Raw genomic sequence first — 19538 nt, 5'->3', positions numbered from 1 at the left:
TCCTTCAAGCGGCTTCCACGAGGCGGTGGCGCTCGTAGAGGAATTTCAGGACGGCTTCCCGGCACTTCAGGTAGCTGCGGTCGGTGGCCAGCTCGATGCGGTTGCGCGGACGGGCGATCGGCACGTCGAGGATCTCGCCGATGCGGGCCGCCGGCCCGTTGGTCATCATGACGATACGGTCCGACAGCAGCACGGCCTCGTCCACGTCGTGGGTGATCATCAGCACCGTGTTGCCGAGCTTTGCATGGATCTGCATCACCTGGTCCTGAAGGTGGGCGCGGGTGAGCGCGTCGAGCGCGCCGAAGGGCTCGTCGAGCAGCAGCACTTTCGGCTCCATGGCGAGCGCGCGGGCGATGCCGACGCGTTGCTTCATGCCGCCGGACACTTCGGACGGCTTCTTGTCCTTGGCATGCGTCATCTGCACGAGATCGAGATTGCGCATAACCCAGTCATGGCGTTCCGCCTTGGACTTCTTGCGGGAAAAGACCTTGTCGACGGCGAGCGACACGTTTTCGTAGACGGTGAGCCAGGGAAGGAGCGAGTGGTTCTGGAAGACCACGGCGCGCTCCGGGCCGGGCTCGGAAACTTCCTTGTCCTCAAGCAAAACCGCACCGCTGGTAACCTTGGTCAGGCCGGCGACGAGGTTGAGCAGCGTGGACTTGCCGCAGCCGGAATGGCCGATGATCGAGATGAACTCGCCCTTTTCGACGCCGAGCGAGACCTGCTTGAGCACTTCGGAAACCTGACCGTTGCGCTCGAACGACTTGTCGACCAGTTCGATGGAGAGATAGCTTTTTGCCATGAGAACGTCCTCCTTCAGGCCGTTGCGGTGCCGCGGGTGACCGCGCGGCCGATGAATGCGATGAAGCGATCGAGGAAAAAGCCGACGACGCCGACGTAGATGAGGGCGACGATGATGTCGCTGATGAGCGACGAATTCCACGCATCCCAGATGAAGAAGCCGATGCCGACGCCGCCGATGAGCATTTCGGCCGCGACGATGGCGAGCCAGGAAAGGCCGATGCCGATGCGCAGGCCGGTGAAGATGTAAGGGGCGGCGGCGGGCAGCATGATCTTGGAGAAATATTCGAGCTGGTTGAGGCGCAGCACCTTGGCGACGTTCTGATAATCCTGCGGGATGTTGCGGATGCCGACGGCGGTGTTGATGATGATCGGCCAGACGGCGGTGATGAAGATGACGAAGATCGCCGAGGGATTGCCATCCCGGAAGGCGGCGAGCGACAGCGGCAGCCAGGCGAGCGGCGGCACCGTGCGCAGGATCTGGAAGATCGGATCGAGACCCTTCATGGCCCACTGGCTCTGCCCGACGAGCACGCCCATGGCGATGCCGACGACGGCGGCGATGGCATAACCCACGGCCACGCGCTGGAGACTGGCCATGATGTGCCAGGCCATGCCCTGATCCGTGCCTTGGCCGATGTAGAAGGGATGGACGATCAGATCCCAGCTCTCGGCCATCACGCGCGTCGGAGACGGCAGGCTCGATGTCGGGGAGGAACAGATGAGCTCCCAGGCCGCGAGCAGCACGAGCAGCGTCACGAGCGGCGGCACGAGATCGCCTGCGATGGCCGACAGGCGGCGCATGAGGTGGGAGGGTGCCGGGCGCTTCGCCGGCGCGGAAAATGGAACGACCTGTGCGCTTGGCTTTGCCTTTGCGGGAGCCGCGTTGAGATTGGTGACGGACATGCCGGTCTCCTGAGAATGAGGGTTGCGGCCGACGCCAGGCGCCGGCCGATCGGGTCCGGTCAGGCGAAGCGCTTGATCGAGAGGCTCTGCAGGTAGGCTTCCGGGTTCGCCGGATCGAAGGTCTTGCCGTCGAAGAAGGTCTCGACGCCGCGCGACGTGGAGGCGGGAACATCGGTGATGCCGAGATCCTTGGCGGCGGCGCGCCAGATGTCCTCGCGGTTGACCTTGGAGATCAGCGCCTTGATGTCCGTGTCCGCTGCGTACTTGCCCCAGCGCATGTCCTCGGTCAGGAACCAGGCATCATGGCTCTGGTAGGGGTACGAAGCATGGTCCGCCCAGAACTTCATGAGGTGCGGGCTCTGGTCGACCACCTTGCCGTTACCGTAGTCGTACTGACCCTTCAGGCGCCCGACGATGTCCTTGGCCGGCACGTTGAACCATGCGCGTTTGCCGATGATGGCAGCCAGTTCTTCTTTGTTGGCCATGTCGTCGCACCATTGCTGGGCTTCCATGATGGCCATGGTCAGCGCCTTGGCGGCATTCGGGTTGGCTTCGACCCAGTCGCTGCGCATTGCGAAGGACTTTTCGGGATGCTTGTCCCAGATCTCGGCCGTATTGACGGCGGTGTAGCCGATGCCCTGATTGACCAGCTGCGCGTTCCAAGGTTCGCCGACGCAGAAACAGTCCATGGTGCCGACCTTCATATTGGCGACCATCTGCGGCGGGGGAACGACGATGGTTTCGACGTCCGTATCCGGATCGATGCCGCCGGCCGCAAGCCAGTAGCGGATCCACAGATCGTGCGTACCGCCGGGAAAGGTCATGGCGACCTTTGCCGCCGCGCCTTCGGCCTTTTTCTTCGCAAAGACCTCCTTCAGCACGCCGGAGTCGATGCCGACCTTCAGGTCCGCATAGGCCGAGCCGACCGAGATCGCCTGGGCATCGAGGTTGAGCCGGGCAAGGATCGACATGGGCAGCGGCTGGTTGTTCTGCGTCACCTTACCGGCCGAGATAAGGTAGGGCATGGGGGTGAGAATGTGCGCACCGTCAATGCCGTTGCCGGCCGAGCCGAGCACCAGATTGTCGCGGGTCGTACCCCAGGATGCCTGCTTGACGACGTTGACGTCGGTCATACCGTGCTTGTCGAAAAGGCCTTTCTCCTTGGCGACGATCAGCGGCGCGCTGTCCGTCAGCGCGATGAAGCCGAGCGTTGCCTTGGTGGTCTCTGGCCCTGCCCCTTGCGCAAAGGCGCCACCGGGGAAGGCAGCCTTCACGGCCGTAAGGAGCGCTGCGGTGGCAGTGGTCTTGAGGATCGAGCGGCGGCTCAGGGACGGGGTCGGAATACGGGTCATCTAAGGATATCCTCTGGTGAAACGGGCGGAAGCTGGGAAATTCGGCACAAAAAAACGCCGCTCGGAAAATGCCTCTCGAGGAGCCTGAAGCTCCGGAGCAAAAACCTTGCGACGTCGGTGTCATTGGGTGAGCGCGTCTTGCGCTCTTTCGCTTCAATCGCCGTTGACTGAGCAGCTTCTAACAAGCAAGCGGCGTGCCAGATGCCAGAAACTCGATCAACGGATTGTTTCTAATGGAAAATCACGACCGTGCTTGAAATATACCCAATGTTTTCTTTGCTTATCTTCTAGCCACATGCCTGCAACGCAGCGAAAAGCATGCATCGCAAAACGGCACCGTCCCATCAGGCATCGTCGCTGAGGGGTCCCGCAACCTGTTCGTAGCGGACGGGAAAGGCAGCGACATAATCCGGAATGGCTTGGGGATCGAAGGTGAAGCCATCCATAAAGCGGTCGCCATAGGAAGTGCCTTCCGCCCGGAGATCGGCATCGGCAGGGCCTGTACCCAGAGCGGCGCGATAGAGATCGGGCCGATAGGCCGAACGGGCCTTTTCCGCCAGCGCCGGCGACCATTCGGCCTGTCCCCAACGGAGCATCTGGCTATAGGTCCAGAGCGCGTGGCTCGGCCGGGGATAGTTCGCAAAGCCGCCATGGAAGGTGAAGTAATCCGGGATCACCCGACGCTCGCCGGTATCATCGAGGCTGAACTCGCCGGCGAGCACCCGGCGGATGATATCGACCGGAGCCGCGATGTAGTTCGGCTGCGCGAGAAGCGCCGCGAGTTCGTCATGGTTTTCGCCCCTGTCGCACCAGCGGGCGGCCTCATCCAGCGCGACCAGCAGGCGCGAGACGGTTTCGGAATGGCTTTCCGCCCAATCCGGCCGCATGCCGATGACCTTCTCGGGCGCGGACGGCCAGATATCCTGTTTCGCGGCAACGATTCGGCCGACGCCGCGTTCCGACGCCACCATATTCCAAGGCGCGCCGACGCAGAAGCCATCGATGGCGCCCGCGGCCAGCGCATCGGAGGTCAGGGGCGGGGGAACGACGACCAGCTTCACGTCCCGGTCGGGATCGATGCCCCCAGCGGCGAGCCAATAGCGGAACTCGTAATTGTGGGACGAGAACGGATAGGTCATGCCGAAGGTCGGCGGCGCCTCGCCGGCGTCCCGCATTCCGTCGAGAACGCGGCGAAGCACGCGGGCATGCGCCAGAGCATCAGCCCCCTCCGGCGCGCCGGCATCGCGCATCCGGGCAAAGAGCCGGGTCGAGAGCGTGATGGCATTGCCGCCGCGCCCCAGTGAAAACGGCGTGATCGTCGGCGACGGGTTGGAGCCGAGCCCCAGCATAGAGGCGACGGGCATCGGCGAGAGCATATGGGCGATGTCGAACTGGCGGAATGCCAGGCGGTCGCGCACATTGGCCCAGGACACATCACGCACGAGATCGAGCGCCAGTCCCTCGCGGGCCGCGAAACCAAATTCGGCCGCCGCGATCAGCACAGAGGCATCGACAAGCGGAATGAAGCCGGCCCTCAGGACGCGCGCACCCTCGCTCTTCGCACCGCGTGCCGGTGCCGCAAGGGCAGCGCCGGGCGCCGCAGACGCTGCGCCGGGGGCGATCAGCGTTGTCGTCATCGGCGTATCCTCCGGTCGATGGGTTGGTGGTGGAACGCGGCGATCATGTCAGAAGACCCGCCGCCGTCACGACGCTTTGCGCGATATCGGCGATCTTCTTCTTCTCGTTCATGGCGGTCTGCCGCAACAGGGCGAACGCCTCTTCCTCAGAGAGCCCGCGCATTTTCATCATGATGCCCTTGGCACGCTCCACCACCTTGCGCTCCTCCAGCGCGGATTTCGCTTCCGCCAGTTCCCGCTGCAGTCTGGAGAAGGCGTTGAAGCGGCTGACGGCCATGTCGAGGATCGGCTTCACACGCTCCTTGCGCAGGCCATCGACGATATAGGCGGAAACGCCGGCATCGACGGCAGCCTCGATCGAGGCCGTATCCGAGCGATCGACGAACATGGCGATCGGGCGGCTGACGGTTCGGGTCAACTGGAAGAGATGCTCCATCATGTCCCGGTTCGGGTTCTCGAGGTCGATGATGATGACGTCCGGCTTCAGTGTCTCGATGATCCGGGCAACGCCATTGACCTCGTGGATGACCGTCACCTTCAGATGCCCGGCCTCGCGCAGCCCCTCCTCGATGATCGAAGAGCGGATGGCATTTTCATCGATAACGAGGATCGTGAGATCGGCGTGGCGCATGCGTCTATTCTTGTGCAGCGCAACAGAATGCGCAAGCGGTACCGCTGCAACATTTGGGCACGCAAGACAGCGATGCGTCTTCGTGCTTGCTCGCGACCGGACAATAATTGTAACGGTGTGTTCGAAACGGCCGGGATACAATGTCCGTCTGGGCTCGCAGGCGCCGTGACCGACGGCGTTTCGCGTCTCGGACGAAGCATCTCGATCGAGCCGTTTGCGCACGCAACGTGTCTTGCCCGGTGCGAGACGTGAAGGAAAGTCTGACATTCCATGACCGCATCCGCCGGCCCTGCCCAGCAGGACACCGCAGGCACGAAGAAATTTCTCGTCCTGCTCATGGGATCCATCGGCGTCGTTTACGGCGACATCGGGACCAGCCCACTCTACGCTTTTCGCGAAGCGCTTCGCCCCTTTTCGCATGACGGCATCAGCCATAACGAGGTCATCGGCCTCATCTCGCTAATGGTCTGGACGCTGACGATCATCGTCACCTTCAAATACGTCCTGTTCCTTCTGCGCGCCGACAATGACGGCGAAGGCGGCACGCTGTCGCTTCTCGCTTTGCTGATGAAGAAGACCGGGCGCTACATGCCAGTTCTGTTCTTTGCCGGCATCATTGGCGCCGCCCTGTTCATCGGGGATGCCATGATCACGCCGGCGCTGTCGGTCATGTCCGCCGTTGAGGGGCTGAAGCTCGTGACGCCCGCGCTCGGTGACTATGTGCTGCCGATTTCGGCCGCCATGATGGTGGGCCTTTTCGCTGTCCAGTCTCGCGGTACCGCCGCCGTCTCCAATTTCTTTGGACCGATCACCATTCTCTGGTTTCTTGCCATGGCCTGGGGAGGCATCCTGCATATCGGTGACGACTATACGATCCTCGAAGCTCTCAACCCCGTCAACGCCGTGTGGTTCATCACGCATGCGGGCTTCGTCGGCCTCATCGTGCTCGGCGCCGTTTTCCTGACCGTCACCGGGGCCGAAGCGCTCTACGCCGATCTCGGTCACTTCGGCCGCAAGCCGATCCAGGTAGCGTGGTTCATCCTGGTCTTCCCGTCGCTGGCACTCAACTATCTGGGCCAGGGCGCCTTCGTCCTGGCGCATCCGGAGGCGGCGGAAAACCCGTTCTACCTGATGTATCCGGACTGGGCGCTGTTGCCGGTCGTGCTTCTGGCAACGGCCGCCACGATCATCGCCAGCCAGGCCGTCATCACCGGCGCCTTCTCGCTGGCGCGGCAGGCGGTCCATCTCGGGTTCCTCCCACGCCTGCAGATCACCTTCACCTCGGAGACGAATACGGGGCAGATCTACGTTCCCGCCGTGAACACCCTGCTCTTCGTCGGCGTTCTCGTGCTCATCTTCACCTTCGGGGACTCGGAGTCGCTTGCGACCGCCTATGGCATCTCCGTCACCGGCGCCATGGTGGTCACCACGCTGATGGCGTTCCAGTTTCTGCGCTCGGTGTGGAAATGGAGCGCCGTTGCCGCCGGTGCGATCCTCCTGCCACTGCTGCTTCTGGAAACCGTGTTCCTTGCCGCAAACCTCCTGAAGATCCACGATGGCGGTTGGGTGCCCGTGCTGCTGGCGGCCACCATCATGGTCATCATGTGGACATGGCGGAAGGGCTCGATGATCCTGCGCGAAAAGACCGCGCGCAACGACATCCCGCTCGAAACCTTCATCCGGTCGATAGAGAAGAAGTCGGATCATGCCCCCGTGGCCGTTCCCGGCACGGCCGTGTTCCTGACCAGCGTGCCCGACAAGACGCCGGCCGTGCTGCTGCACAATATCAAGCACAACCACGTCCTGCACGAGCAGAACGTCATCCTGACCGTTCGCACGGCCGATACGCCCTATGTGCCGCCCACATCGCGCATCGAACTCGTCCGGATTTCCGAACGCTTTCTCCGCATCCAGATCACATTCGGATTCATGGACGACCAGAACGTGTCCAAGGCGCTCGGCCTTTGCAAGAAAGCGGGCTTCAAGTTCGAGATCATGCAGACGTCGTTTTATGTCGGAAGACGCAACCTGATCAGCGACCCGAACTCGGGCCTGCCGAAGTGGCAGGATCGCCTCTACATCGCGCTCGCGGGTATCGGCATCGATCCGTCCGACTACTTCCGCCTGCCGGCAAACCGGGTGGTGGAACTGGGCGAACAGGTGACGATCTGATTGCCGGGAGAGCACGTTCTTTGCTGACCATGCGCTCGGTCCTGCATCGCGCATTGAAGCATCCGACCGTACGAAGACCGCCCTCCTATGGCATTGGGGGTAAAGTTCTGCTAACCACCGCATCGATACGCCTTGGCATCGGCGGTGATAATGAGGCACGCGCATGGTGGCCTCTTCGGGTAGCCGTGATCCAGCAGGCCTCAAAACCTGCACATTTTCGGGTCATCCATCGCCAATATTAAGAACATTCAGCCTCCGTTCATGCAGGGAAGGGCGTTGTTCTTCTGTGATCAGGAGAAAATGAAATGAGTCTCTCGACAAAAGGGCTCGCTTGTTGCTGTACTCATCCAGACGAGCGACATTGCGCCGTAAAGTTGAAGGCATACGCACTATATCGATAGATTATATTTTATATATATCTTATATGAAGTGAACGATGAGATTAAAGTCTCCGATCGGGGACCACCATCCAGGAGAAGTTCTGATTGATTTTTCGGGACCCAAGTGCAATCAGCAAGTCACACCGCAGACAGTTCAGAGCGTTCGATAAAAGATGACAGCAGAAATCATAGGGCGCGCCTGCGTCGCTCCGGGAGCTGATTCGCCTCAAGCTCTTTTTCGGCTTCTGCGGCAGGGCAAATGTGCGGTAACGCGGATTCCATCCGACCGGTGGGACCTTGCCCGCTTCTGGCACCCCGAAATGAACAACCCCGGCAAGACCTATTCGTTTGCCGCCGGCGTGATCGACGATATCTACGGCTTCGACCCTGCCGCCTTCGGCATGTCGCAGCGCGAAGCCATGTATATGGATCCGCAGCAGCGCGTTCTCCTGCAGCTGGCGTGGCGGGCGATCGAGGATGCCAACATTTCGCTGACCTCGCTTCAGGGCGAGAATGTCGGCGTCTATGTCGGCGCGTCGAGCCTCGACCATGCCAACCTGACGGTCGAGGATCCGGCGGCCGCCGGCCCCTACTTCATGACCGGCAATACGCTGTCCGTCATTTCCAACCGGATCTCGCACATCTTCGGGCTCAGCGGCCCGTCCATGACCATCGACACGGCCTGTTCGTCCTCCATCGTCGCGCTCGATCAGGCGATGCGGGCGCTGAATGCCGGAGAAATCGACACTGCCATCGTCGGCGGCATCAACATCCTTGCGCATCCCCTGCCCTTTGTCGGCTTTGCGCAGGCGCGCATGCTGTCGCCCGAAGGCCTGTGCCGCGCCTATGACAATGACGGCGCCGGCTATGTGCGCGCCGAAGGTGGCGTCGTGTTCGTCCTGCGCCGCTCCGACCGGGCGCGGCAGGAAAAGGACCGCAGTTACGCTCGCATCGTCGCGACCGGGACCAACTCGGCCGGCCGCACGAACGGCATCTCGCTGCCGTCGCGCGAATCGCAGGCCGCCCTGCTTCGGTCGATCTATGAGGGCAACAATATCGACGCCAATCAGGTCGCCTTCGTCGAGGGCCACGGGACCGGTACGAAGGTCGGCGACCCCGCGGAAGTCTGGTCGATCGGCACGGTCATCGGCACCAACCGACGTGCGCCGGTGCCGATCGGCTCCATCAAATCGAATATCGGCCATACCGAGCCTGCCTCCGGCCTCTTCGGCATGCTCAAGGCCGTCATGGCGCTGGAGAACAATTATCTCCCGGCATCGCTGCATTTCGATACGCCGAACGAAAACATCGACTTCGACGGATTGAACGTGCGCGTCACGGCGAACCCGATCGAGCTTCTGCGCGGCAAGCGCGCCCGTCTTGCCGGCATCAACTCCTTCGGCTTCGGCGGCGCCAATGCGCATGTCGTGATTTCCGATCCCGAGCCCGTATCCGAAGACCGCCAGCGTAACGCGGCTGCCGGCCACATGTTCATGGCGAGCGCCCATACGGCGAGCAGCCTCGAAGAGCTTCTGCGCGCCTACAAATCGTCCTTCGCCAAGGCGTCCCGCGAGGAAGCCCGCGCCATCATCGCCGCGTCCGGTGCCAACCGCACGGCCATGCGCCATCGCTTTGCAGCGCGCAGCGAGAACCCCGAAGATATTATCCGCGCGATTTCAAGCCATCTGGAAACGCCGGCGTCCGATCTCGGCGAGACCGGCGAAGCCGTGACGCGGGAGGCGAAGGTCGCCTTCGTGTTTTCCGGAAACGGCTCGCAATGGGCCGGCATGGGTGCGGACGCCTTCCGCGAGAACCTGCATTTCCGCCAGTGCTTCACCTCGATCAGCGCTCTGTTCAAGTTCCACGCGGACCTCGATCTCGCTGCGTTGTTGACCGATCCGGATCTTGCCCATAAGCTGGCCGACACCAAGATCGCCCAGCCGCTGCTGTTTGCGGTGCAGGCAGCCCTGTCAGATTCGCTTGTTGCCATGGGAATCAAGCCGTCGGCCGTCTTCGGTCATTCCGTCGGCGAAATCGCAGCAGCCTATGCGGCCGGCGCCCTGTCGCTGGTCGATGCGGTGGCGATCGTCGCCAAGCGCTCCCTTCACCAGGACCTGCTGGCCGGCAAGGGTACCATGGCCGCCGTCATGCTCGGCGACGAAGCCGCACAGGCATTTGCAGAAAAGCATGGCATCGCCAACGTCTGTGTCGCTGCCATCAATGCGCGCAACTCCGTCACCATTTCCGGCCCCGTGGCCGAGGTGACCGCGTTCAGGGATGCCGCCCGCAAGGCGAAGATTCCGGTCCAGGTCCTCGACATCAACTACCCGTTCCACCACCCGATCATCGACCAGGCCAAAAAGGCCTTCATGGGCGATATTCCGGACCTGGCGCCACGCACCACCGAGATCGCCTATCTCTCCACCGTCACTGGCGAGCGCCTCGACGGGTCGCAGCTGGATGTCGACTACTGGTGGAAGAACGTGCGCGAGCCGGTTCGCTTCCAGGCCGCGACGGAAGCAGCTATCGCGCTCGGCTGCACGATGTTCCTCGAGATCTCGCCACGCCCGATCCTGTCGTCCTACGTCAAGGAAACGATCAAGGCGGCGACCGCGCCGGGGATCGTGGTGCCAACATTGCTGAAGGAAGTTGCGCCGAAGGGGATCGACCCGGTTTCGCGCGCCATGGCCCGCGCCATCGCGCATGGTGCCGACTGCAACCCGGCGCGCCTCTTCGGCAAGCGGAATGCATCCGTGCGCCTGCCGCTTCTGCCTTTCGAGCCGACCGAACTTCGGCCGGCCGTCACCAGCGACAGCGCCGACCTCTTCGGCCGCGGCTCCCGCGTGCCCTATACGCTTGCCGGCTGGCGTGCCGATCTGAACAGCGGCAGCTGGAAGAACCATATCGACGGACATCTTTTTCCGGATCTCGCCGAACACGTCGTCGATGGAAAATCCATCTTGCCGGGCAGCGGCTTTATCGAGATCGCGATTTCCGCGGCGCAGCAGTTCTATGGCACCAGCGAGGTCGAGATCACCAATCTTGAAATCGTGCGGCCGCTGGAACTCGGCGACACCAAGATCATGGAGCTCTCGACGCTTCTGTCGCCGGAAACCGGCGATATCGAAATCCGCTCGCGCGAGCGCCTGACGGAAGACGACTGGGCGGTGCATGCGGTTGCCCGCTGCCGCAAGCCGATCGCGCGCAACGACCATATCCGGCCCGACTTCAAGGGGCTTGAGAAGACGGAAACCGTTCTTGCGGCAAAGGCCTACGAGACGGCGCGGCAGTTCGGTCTGGACTACGGTCCGCGATTCCAGCTGCTGTCGAAGGCCGTCGCTTTCGGCGAGCGCTTTATCGATGTCGAGCTGAAGACGCCGTCCGAGACCGGGCATCCCTTCGTGTCCTACAGCCTCAATCCGATCTCCGTCGATGCGACCTTCCACGGCATGGTGGCGCTGTTCGGCCGCTTTACCGGCGAAGCCGGCGGCGCACCCTATATCCCCGTTCGGTTCGGTTCGGTTCGGCTTGCAGCCTCGGGCCAGGTGATCAAGCGGGCGATTGCCGAAGTGGAGCGTGTCAGCGCGAACTCGATCAAGGCCAAGTTCCGTTTCTACGGGGAGGACGGCAAGCTCATTGCTGCGTTCGACGACTGCCGCTTCCGTCGGACCTACCTGCGCCAGCACAAGACGCTGGACATGCTGTCCTACCACTACGAAGCTGTACCCTCGGATACGCTGGCGGCCATGCGCCCAGCGCAGCCGAAGCCACTGCCGGCTATTCTTCTGCCGGTCGATGGCGGCGACGGGATCGACAACACGACGCTTCTCTTCAACGCGGCCATCTACCGGGCTTGCTACGAAATCGCGCTGAAGCTCGCGCGCGGCGGCAATCAGGTGGACATGCGGCTTCTGCCCGGTGATGTCGGCTTCCGCTGCTTCCTCAGCAACTGCCTCGTCGTTCTCGGAGATGCAGGCCTTGCCGAGCACACCGACAATCGCTGGACGGTGACGGCGGATTTCGCGCTGCCTCCGGTCAGCGAGATCCTGAAGGAACTCTACGCCGAAAATGCCGCACGCGCCGTCGAGGCCGTGCTGATCAACGATGCCTACACGGAAGCGCTCGATCGCCTGTCGGCGCTCCACGCTACGGAACTCTCCGGCCAGAGCGGCGATGACACCGTCGTGCAGACGACGGGCTTCATCAGCGAGGCCACGCTCGATCATCAGGCCGTCCACTCGCTGGCCACCCGCCAGCGGACCGACATGGTCTACATGGCACTGGAACAAGCCTTCTCGTCGGCCGAAAACGGCCTTCGCATCATCGAGCTTGGCACCGTGTCGGCCAGTTTCACGCGGCGCCTTGCGGCTCTTGCCGTGCGCCATGGCGCAAGCCTTGCCGTGATCGAGCCGCGCGACAATGCGCAACGCAACCTTGAAATCGCGTTCGAAGACGATGCGCGCGTGTCCGTCCTGAAGAAGGACGCGTTCACGTCGGTCAAGACGGTCGATATCGTCGTCAGTGCCTCCGAGATGCTGTTTGCCTTGGCGGACGAAGACCCGTCGCTTCGCGGTATTCTCGGTCATGCCCTGCGTCCGGGCGGCGCCTTCATCGCCGTGACGACAGCGCCGACCGTGTTCAGCGATTTCGCCTATGGTCTGACGGACGGATGGTTTGCCCGAAGCCAGTCGCCGGAGTTCCCGATCGGCCGCTTTGCGACCGCACCGCAGTGGGAAAAATGTCTTGCCGACCTGAGGCTCGCCGATATCGTCGTCGATGATCGCGAAGGGGCCTATGGCGCGCTGATCGCGCTCGAGGCGAGAGCCGGGCGATCGTCGCTCGACGCAGCCTCGCAGGACGTTGCGGCACCTGTCTCACATCACCCGATCCTTGTGCTCGGGTCAGCGGCGGCGACCTCCGCATTGCCGGCATCCATTTCCGACTGTGCGATCGTGCCCGTGACGCTCACGGGCGAAGAGACCGACAAGGTGCAACTCCTCGAAGCGTTCAAGGCGCTTCAGGGTCGCGCTATCCGGGCGGTCTACCTGTCGCCTGTGCCGTCGGCAGATACGCTCAAGGATTCCGAGCACCTGCAGACCATCGTCCTCTCGCTCAGTGCCTTCGGCGAGGCCGTCCGCGTGCATCATGCAGATCGTGAACCCACGGGCGACGAGCGTCCGCACCTGGCACTGGTTGCCCCGGGCGGATCGCCGGTCGCTGCGACGTCGGCGCTGAACAGCGGCGTCTGGACCTTCTGCCGTGTTCTCCAGAACGAGTACGACCTGATCGATCTCCACGCGGTCGACGCTCCCGCTGCCACCCCGTCCGAGGTCGAAACGGTGCTCGCTCTTGCTGCAACGCTTCTTCAGAGTGAACACGAGAACCGCGAATGGGCCGTCATCGACGGTCATGCGCAGGAGATCCGTACCGTTCCCGGCCCGGTCGAAGGCACCCTTCGCCAGACGCAGTCGTTCGAGGCGGCGACCATCCGCCAGCGGGTGGCCTCGCAGGTCGGCAGCATCGCATGGGAAGCCACCAGCCTGCCGGAACCCGGCCCGACGGATGTCGTCGTCGAAGTCGCGGCCACGGGCCTCAACTTCCGCGACGTGATGTGGGCCATGGGCCTTCTTCCGGAAGAGGCTCTCGAGGACGGATTTGCCGGTGCGACGATCGGCATGGAGCTTTCCGGCCACGTGGTCGCGCTCGGCAGCGAGATCACGGACCTTGCTATCGGCGATTCCGTCATGGCGATGGCTTCGGCCGCCTTCTCGACGCATGCCGTGGTCGCGCGCGCCGGCATCGCCCGACTGCCGGAGACCGTCAGCCCGGTTGCCGCTGCGACGGTTCCGGTTGCCTTCCTCACGGCCTATTATGCGATGATCGAACTCGGTCGCATTCGCGCCGGCGAGACCATTCTCATCCATGGCGCGGCCGGCGGTGTCGGTCTTGCGGCGCTGCAGGTGGCAAAGCATGCCGGTGCCAAGGTGATCGCCACCGCGGGCACCCGCGAGAAGCGTCATTTCCTGACGATGCTGGGTGCCGATCACGTCTTCGATTCGCGTTCTCTGTCGTTCGTGGAGGACATTCGCGCCGTGACCCATGGCGAGGGCGTCGATCTCGTTCTGAACTCGCTCTTTGCCGAGGCGATGGAGCAGAGCCTGTCGCTGGTCAAACCCTTCGGCCGGTTCCTCGAGCTCGGCAAGCGCGACTACTTTGCCGACAGCAAGATCGGGCTTCGCCCGTTCCGCCGGAACATCAGCTATTTCGGGATCGATGCCGACCAGCTCCTCGTTAACCAGCCGGACCTGACGAAGCGGATCTTCGCCGAGGTCGGACAGTTGTTCGAAGAGGGCAAGTTCGTGCCGCTGCCCTATCGTGCCTTTGCGCATGACGAGATCGGCAACGCCTTCCGCCTGATGCAGAATGCAGGGCATATCGGCAAGATCGTCGTGCTCCCGCCAGTATCGGGTCGGGATTCCGTTTCGGCAGCCGCGGGCGCGCGGATGACGGTATCGGCTGACGGTGTGCATCTCGTCGTCGGCGGCATCGGCGGCTTCGGCCTGGCCGCTGCCAATTGGCTCGTGGAAAAGGGCGCCCGCAGGATCGCGCTGACCACCCGGCGCGGCGTGGCCGGTGCGGATACGCTGGACGCCATCCAGCGTTGGGAAGCCAAGGGCGTCGTTGCCAGCGTTCACGCCTGCGATATCACCGATGTCGATGCGACCGCTGCGATGCTGGCCACGCTGCGGCGCGAAGGTCCGTTGAAGGGCATCATTCATGCCGCCATGGTGCTTGACGATGCGCTGATCTCCAATCTCGACAGGGCGCGCAACCGTCCCGTCATCGACACCAAGGCCAAGGGCGCCGCCGTGCTCGACAGTCTGACGCGGAAAGACGATCTGGATCTCTTCTTGCTGTTCTCGTCGGCGACGACCCTGGTCGGCAATCCCGGCCAAGGCAATTACGTCGCGGCCAACGGCTATCTCGAGGGACTGGCGCGGGCGCGGCGGGCAGCGGGGCTGAAGGGTCTCGCCATCGGCTTCGGCGCGATCGCCGATACCGGCTATCTGGCGCAGAATACCGAGGTCAACGACATCCTGTCGAAGCGTATCGGCAAGACGGCTCTGAAGGCGCAGGCGGCGCTCGACCAGGTCGAAGCTTACATCGTTGCCGACCCCGGCACGGTGAATGCGGCAACTGCCATGATCGCCGAGTTCGACTGGGCGGCCGCGCGCAATCTGTCGGTCGTTCGCCAGCCGCTTTTCGAGGTGGTGATGCGCACCGCGGACCAGCATACCGGCAGCAGCGACGGCAGCACGCTCGATCTCGTCGCCATGATCGAGGGCAAATCGCCGCAGGAGGGCGAAGATCTGCTTTATGAGCTCGTGGCCAACGAAATCGCCGCAATTCTGCGGGTTTCCAAGGATACGATCTCCCGGAACAAGGTCTTGAAGGAAATCGGACTGGACAGCCTGATGGCCGTGGAACTCGGCATCAGCTTCCAGCAGAATACGGGCTTCGACATGCCGCTCTCAGGCGTCGCCGACAACACGACCGTTGGGGATGTTGCGCACAAGCTGTACGAAAAGGTCAGCAAGCGCGATCAGGGAAGCGACGAGGACGAGCCGCCGACGGAAGACAAGATCCTGAGCGAACTGACCCAGCGCCACAAGGCGACGTCTCCGGAGAAAGTTGCAAGCCAATGAGCGACGACCGGCAACCTGCCGCATCGAAGATGAACAGCAGCCTGCGCGAGAACCTGCTCGACCGGATGCGCAACACGCATCAGTCATCCGAGCGCAACCGGATGGCGCGCTCCGAACGCGAGGTTCCGACGCCGGTGCGCCGGACGCAGATGCGGTTCGAGGATCTGCCGGAATTCAAGCAGGTGCAGACGCAGGAGGCGGCGAGCGCGCAACTCGGTATCGACAATCCCTTCTACCGTGCGCATGCGACGGCGGCCGGCGCGACGACCGTGATCAACGGTCGCGAGCTGATCAATTTCGCCTCCTACGACTATCTCGGTCTCAACCGCCACCCGCATGTGCTGGAGAAGGCGAACGACGCCATCGGCACCTACGGCATTTCGGCGTCCGCCAGCCGCCTCGTGGCCGGCGAGCGTCCGGTGCATGGCGAACTGGAAGAGCGGATCGCCCGCTTCTATGGCGTGGATGCCGCGGTTTGCTTCGTCAGCGGTTACCTGACCAATGTCGCGGCGATCAGTTGCCTGCTCGGCCCGAAGGATCTGGTCGTCCATGACGAGTTTATCCATAATAGCGCCCTTGCCGGCATAAAGCTTTCGGGTGCGACGCGTCGTCTGTTCAAGCACAACGACGCCCAGGACCTCGAAACGGTGCTGCGGACGGTATCCGGCGACTACCGTCGAATCCTTGTGGTCGTCGAAGGCATCTACTCGATGGATGGCGACGTGGCGAACCTGCCGGCCATCCTCAAGCTCAAGGCGGAATACGGCTTCTGGCTGATGGTGGACGAGGCGCACTCGCTCGGCATTCTCGGCCGCCGGGGTCGCGGCACGTTCGAGCATTACGGCATCGACGCGAAAGAGGTCGACATCTGGATGGGTACGCTGTCGAAAACGACGGCAAGCTGTGGCGGATACATCGCCGGCAATGCGGCGCTCGCTTCCGTTCTCAAGGCAACAGCGGGCGGTTTCGTCTACAGCGTTGGCCTTGCACCGGCTCTGACGGCGGCGGCCATCGGCAGCCTTGATATTCTGGAGAGCGAGCCGCATCGTGCCGCATCCCTCCGGCGCAACGGAACGCTGTTCCTGAAGCTCGCGCAGGAAGCTGGCCTCGACACCGGGCTCAGCGCCGGCTTTTCCGTCGTGCCGGTTCTCGTCGGCGACAGCCTGCGGGCCGTGCAGCTTTCGAACGATCTCCTGGCGGCCGGCGTCAACGCGCTGCCGATCATTCACCCTGCCGTGCCCGAAGGCCTGGCGCGCCTGCGCTTCTTCATCACCAGCGAGCACACCGAAGAGCAGATCCGCAAGACGGTGGCGCTGACGGCGGAGAAGCTCAAAGACCTCACCGACCGCAATTTCGGGCTGGCTTCCATCGATATCCAGCAGATGATGAAACTACTGGCGGCCCGGTGAAACAGGCGCGACGGTCTTCGGTGACGCACGCATCCAGACCGCTGGGCGCCGCATGACACATGTGGTCATCACCGGTGGATCGAGCGGTATCGGCCTAGCCGTGGCAGGGATCTACGTGCGTCGCGGTCATCGCGTCTCTCTCATCGCGCGCGGCGCAGCAGCGCTCGAAGCGGCGCAAATCGCACTGCGCGAGGGAAACGGACAGCGCGTTCACATTGCCTCAGCAGATGTCGCGGATGGGGACGCCGTGGACGCGGCGATCCGCGCCTGCGAGGCGGAAGCCGGTCCCTGCGACATCCTGATCTGCTCGGCTGGTATAGTGGAGCCCTCCCCTTTCGAAGACCAGACGGAGGCAGACTTCGATCGCCAGATCGCCGTCAACCTCACCGGCTCCGTCCATGCTGTCCGTGCCGTCTATGCGCAGATGTGCGCACGCGGACGGGGGCGTATCATGCTCGTCTCATCCGGTGCAGGGCTGATCGGCATTCCCGGATATGCCGCCTATTGTGCGTCAAAATTTGCGCTGCGGGGTTTTGCCGAAGCCTTGCGATCGGAAGCAAAGCCGAGGGGCGTCACGGTCTCCATCTGCTTCCCGCCCGACACCCAGACACCACAACTTGAGCGGGAACGCGCGGCACGTCCGGCGGAAGCCGAGGTGATCATGGGTCAGGTCAAGCCCTGGAGCGCGGCGCAGGTGGCGACCCGGATGGTGCTGGCACTCGATCGCGGACGCTTCGACGTCTATTTTGGGCTGACGCTTCTCGCGCTGGGGAGGCTCGCTCCGCTCGTACGTCCCCTCATCGACTGGCACTTCGACCGGCAGATTCGCCGCCGACAGAGAGTAACGGAACCGTGACAACGCTTGTCACCCATCGTGATTGCCTCTAGAACTCGGTCGCGACGTGATAGCGCTCACGCCGCGATATTGAAGGGTTTCGTTTGCCGTCGACATCGCTCCAGCTTCACGATCATCCTGTCTCGTTGATCCTCGTCTGCTTCACGCTCTCGTTCCTCGTTGCGTGGTTCACCGACAGGTTCGCTCTGCCTGCGCGCGAACGTCGCCGCAACATGCCCCCCAACAGGACTGTGTGGCACGCGCTGCGCGACGGTATCGCCCGCATGCCTGTCGTCGCGATCATCTATGCGTTCTTCTTCGCCATCTCCTGGCGCCCGCTCTATGGTGCCGCAGGTTGCATGAGCTTCTTCATCATCTTCACCGCGATCTCGCGCGCCAAGTTCCGGTTCATCCGCGAACCCCTGGTGTTTTCCGACATCGCATTGGTGGCGGATGTCTTCAAGTACAAGTCGATCTTCTACGCGAACTCCCTGAACATCGTCTTCTGGATCGTCGCCTTCGGCTACGTCTTCGGCGTGTCCGGCCTCTATATGTATTTCGAGCCGAACGTGCTCCCGAACCACGCCGAGCCCTTCTATGTCGTGATGATGGTCATCGCGGCCGCTCTGCCCTGGATCTCGCTCTTCTGGGGTCCCGTCAACACGCCGACGGCGGACCTCGTGCAGCGGCTCGTCGGTAAGCCCGACGCAAAGGTCAGCACCGTCCGCTTCGGCACGTTCTCTTCTGTCGTGTTCCACTTCATCATCTGGCTCGGCGTTCGCCGGGAGAAGATCGTCAACGAGCTTTCCGGCGCGTTCTTCGCGGCCGTCAACGACCTCATCGGCCATGATGCGGAAAACAAGGCGCCGCTGGTCGTCGTCTGGCAGTCGGAATCCTTCCTCGACATGCGCCATTACGGCGTCAATTCCATCCGCCTTCCGACCATCGACCGTTTGCAGAAGCTTTCCACCCAATGGGGCCGCATCGCGACGGTGTTCGAGGGGGGCTATACGCTGCGCACCGAGTTCGCCGTTCTGAGCGGCCTGCAACCTGACGACATCCATGTGGATGCCAGCTACCCCTATCTCCGGGCGCGGCACTATACCGATGTGGTCTGGCCGACCAAGCTCAAGAAGGCAGGATGGCGGACGCACTTCATCCACCCCTACGACCGCACGTTCTTCCTGCGCCACAAGGCGATGCCGCTGCTCGGCTTCGAGGAGATGACGATGCTGGACGCGTTCGACCACGATCCGGCGCGCGACGGCCCCTATGTTTCCGACGCGGCGCTGACCCGCAAGGTGATCGAGGCGGTGGACAAACAGAGGGACGACAAGGGCAGCTTCATCTTCGTCGCCTCCATGGCCAATCACGGCCCGTGGGAGCCCGGCCGCGTTCCTGGCTACAGCGACCCCGTCAGCATCTATCTGGAAATCCTGCAGCAGTCGGACAGGGCGCTCGGGCAATTGGTGGATCACCTGAACAAGCTCGACCGGCCCGTCTGGCTCATCTTCTACGGCGACCATGCGCCGCTGCTGAAATCCTTTGCCGATCCCTTTCCGGACCCGCGCACCGACTACTTCATCACGCCGCTGGCAGCGGCCCGCACTTTGCAGCAGGGTCCCGTATTCCCGCGCAACGAAGAGCCCTGGAACCTGCTGAAGGCCATGCTGAAGCATGCGAACCTTCACAAGGACGAGTTGGACTAG

Annotated in this window: 10 protein-coding genes; 5 read left to right on the top strand and 5 right to left on the bottom strand. The window is 62.9% G+C overall.

Annotation, left to right across the window (positions count from 1 at the left end):
- Positions 1–4 precede the first annotated feature (4 nt).
- From GA0004734_RS05965 to GA0004734_RS05945, 5 genes are all read right to left on the bottom strand, one after another.
- A complete protein-coding gene (locus GA0004734_RS05965) occupies positions 5–802 on the bottom strand; it encodes an ABC transporter ATP-binding protein (RefSeq protein ID WP_092932055.1) in 798 nt (265 codons plus the stop codon).
- 14 nt (positions 803–816) lie between these two features.
- Positions 817–1707 (bottom strand): nitrate ABC transporter permease, encoded by an 891-nt coding sequence (gene ntrB / locus GA0004734_RS05960; protein WP_092932053.1) that lies wholly within the window; start codon positions 1705–1707, stop codon positions 817–819.
- A gap of 59 nt (positions 1708–1766) precedes the next feature.
- On the bottom strand, positions 1767–3059 hold the full coding sequence (locus tag GA0004734_RS05955; RefSeq protein WP_092932051.1) for a CmpA/NrtA family ABC transporter substrate-binding protein: 1293 nt from the start codon (positions 3057–3059) through the stop codon (positions 1767–1769).
- Between the two features lie 344 nt (positions 3060–3403).
- Entirely contained in the window at positions 3404–4696 is a 1293-nt protein-coding gene (locus GA0004734_RS05950) for a CmpA/NrtA family ABC transporter substrate-binding protein (RefSeq protein WP_092932049.1), read from the bottom strand.
- Between the two features lie 43 nt (positions 4697–4739).
- Positions 4740–5327, bottom strand: coding sequence for an ANTAR domain-containing response regulator (locus tag GA0004734_RS05945; RefSeq protein ID WP_062595138.1), 588 nt, complete (start codon positions 5325–5327; stop codon positions 4740–4742).
- 270 nt (positions 5328–5597) lie between these two features.
- Here GA0004734_RS05945 and GA0004734_RS05940 point away from each other — a divergent pair, with 270 nt between their 5' ends.
- The 5 genes from GA0004734_RS05940 to GA0004734_RS05920 all read left to right on the top strand — a co-directional run bounded on the left by GA0004734_RS05940 (position 5598) and on the right by GA0004734_RS05920 (position 19538).
- Positions 5598–7499: a potassium transporter Kup gene (locus GA0004734_RS05940; RefSeq protein ID WP_092932047.1), complete on the top strand. Its 1902-nt coding sequence runs from the start codon at positions 5598–5600 to the stop codon at positions 7497–7499.
- Between the two features lie 553 nt (positions 7500–8052).
- Positions 8053–15585 (top strand): type I polyketide synthase, encoded by a 7533-nt coding sequence (locus tag GA0004734_RS05935; RefSeq protein WP_092932045.1) that lies wholly within the window; start codon positions 8053–8055, stop codon positions 15583–15585.
- Positions 15582–16994 carry an aminotransferase class I/II-fold pyridoxal phosphate-dependent enzyme gene (locus GA0004734_RS05930; RefSeq protein WP_175386229.1) on the top strand — a complete coding sequence of 471 codons (1413 nt, stop codon included), beginning with the start codon at positions 15582–15584 and terminating at the stop codon, positions 16992–16994. The genes GA0004734_RS05935 and GA0004734_RS05930 overlap by 4 nt, the downstream gene beginning before the upstream one ends.
- Before the next feature lie 52 nt (positions 16995–17046).
- Complete coding sequence (locus GA0004734_RS05925) at positions 17047–17850, top strand: SDR family oxidoreductase (RefSeq protein WP_092932043.1); 804 nt, start codon at positions 17047–17049, stop codon at positions 17848–17850.
- Positions 17851–17933: 83 nt separating this feature from the next.
- A complete protein-coding gene (locus GA0004734_RS05920; RefSeq protein ID WP_092932041.1) occupies positions 17934–19538 on the top strand; it encodes an LTA synthase family protein in 1605 nt (534 codons plus the stop codon).

Source organism: Rhizobium sp. 9140 (assembly GCF_900067135.1).
In the GTDB taxonomy this organism is placed as follows: domain Bacteria; phylum Pseudomonadota; class Alphaproteobacteria; order Rhizobiales; family Rhizobiaceae; genus Ferranicluibacter.
This window is presented reverse-complemented; position numbering and strand designations above follow the sequence as displayed.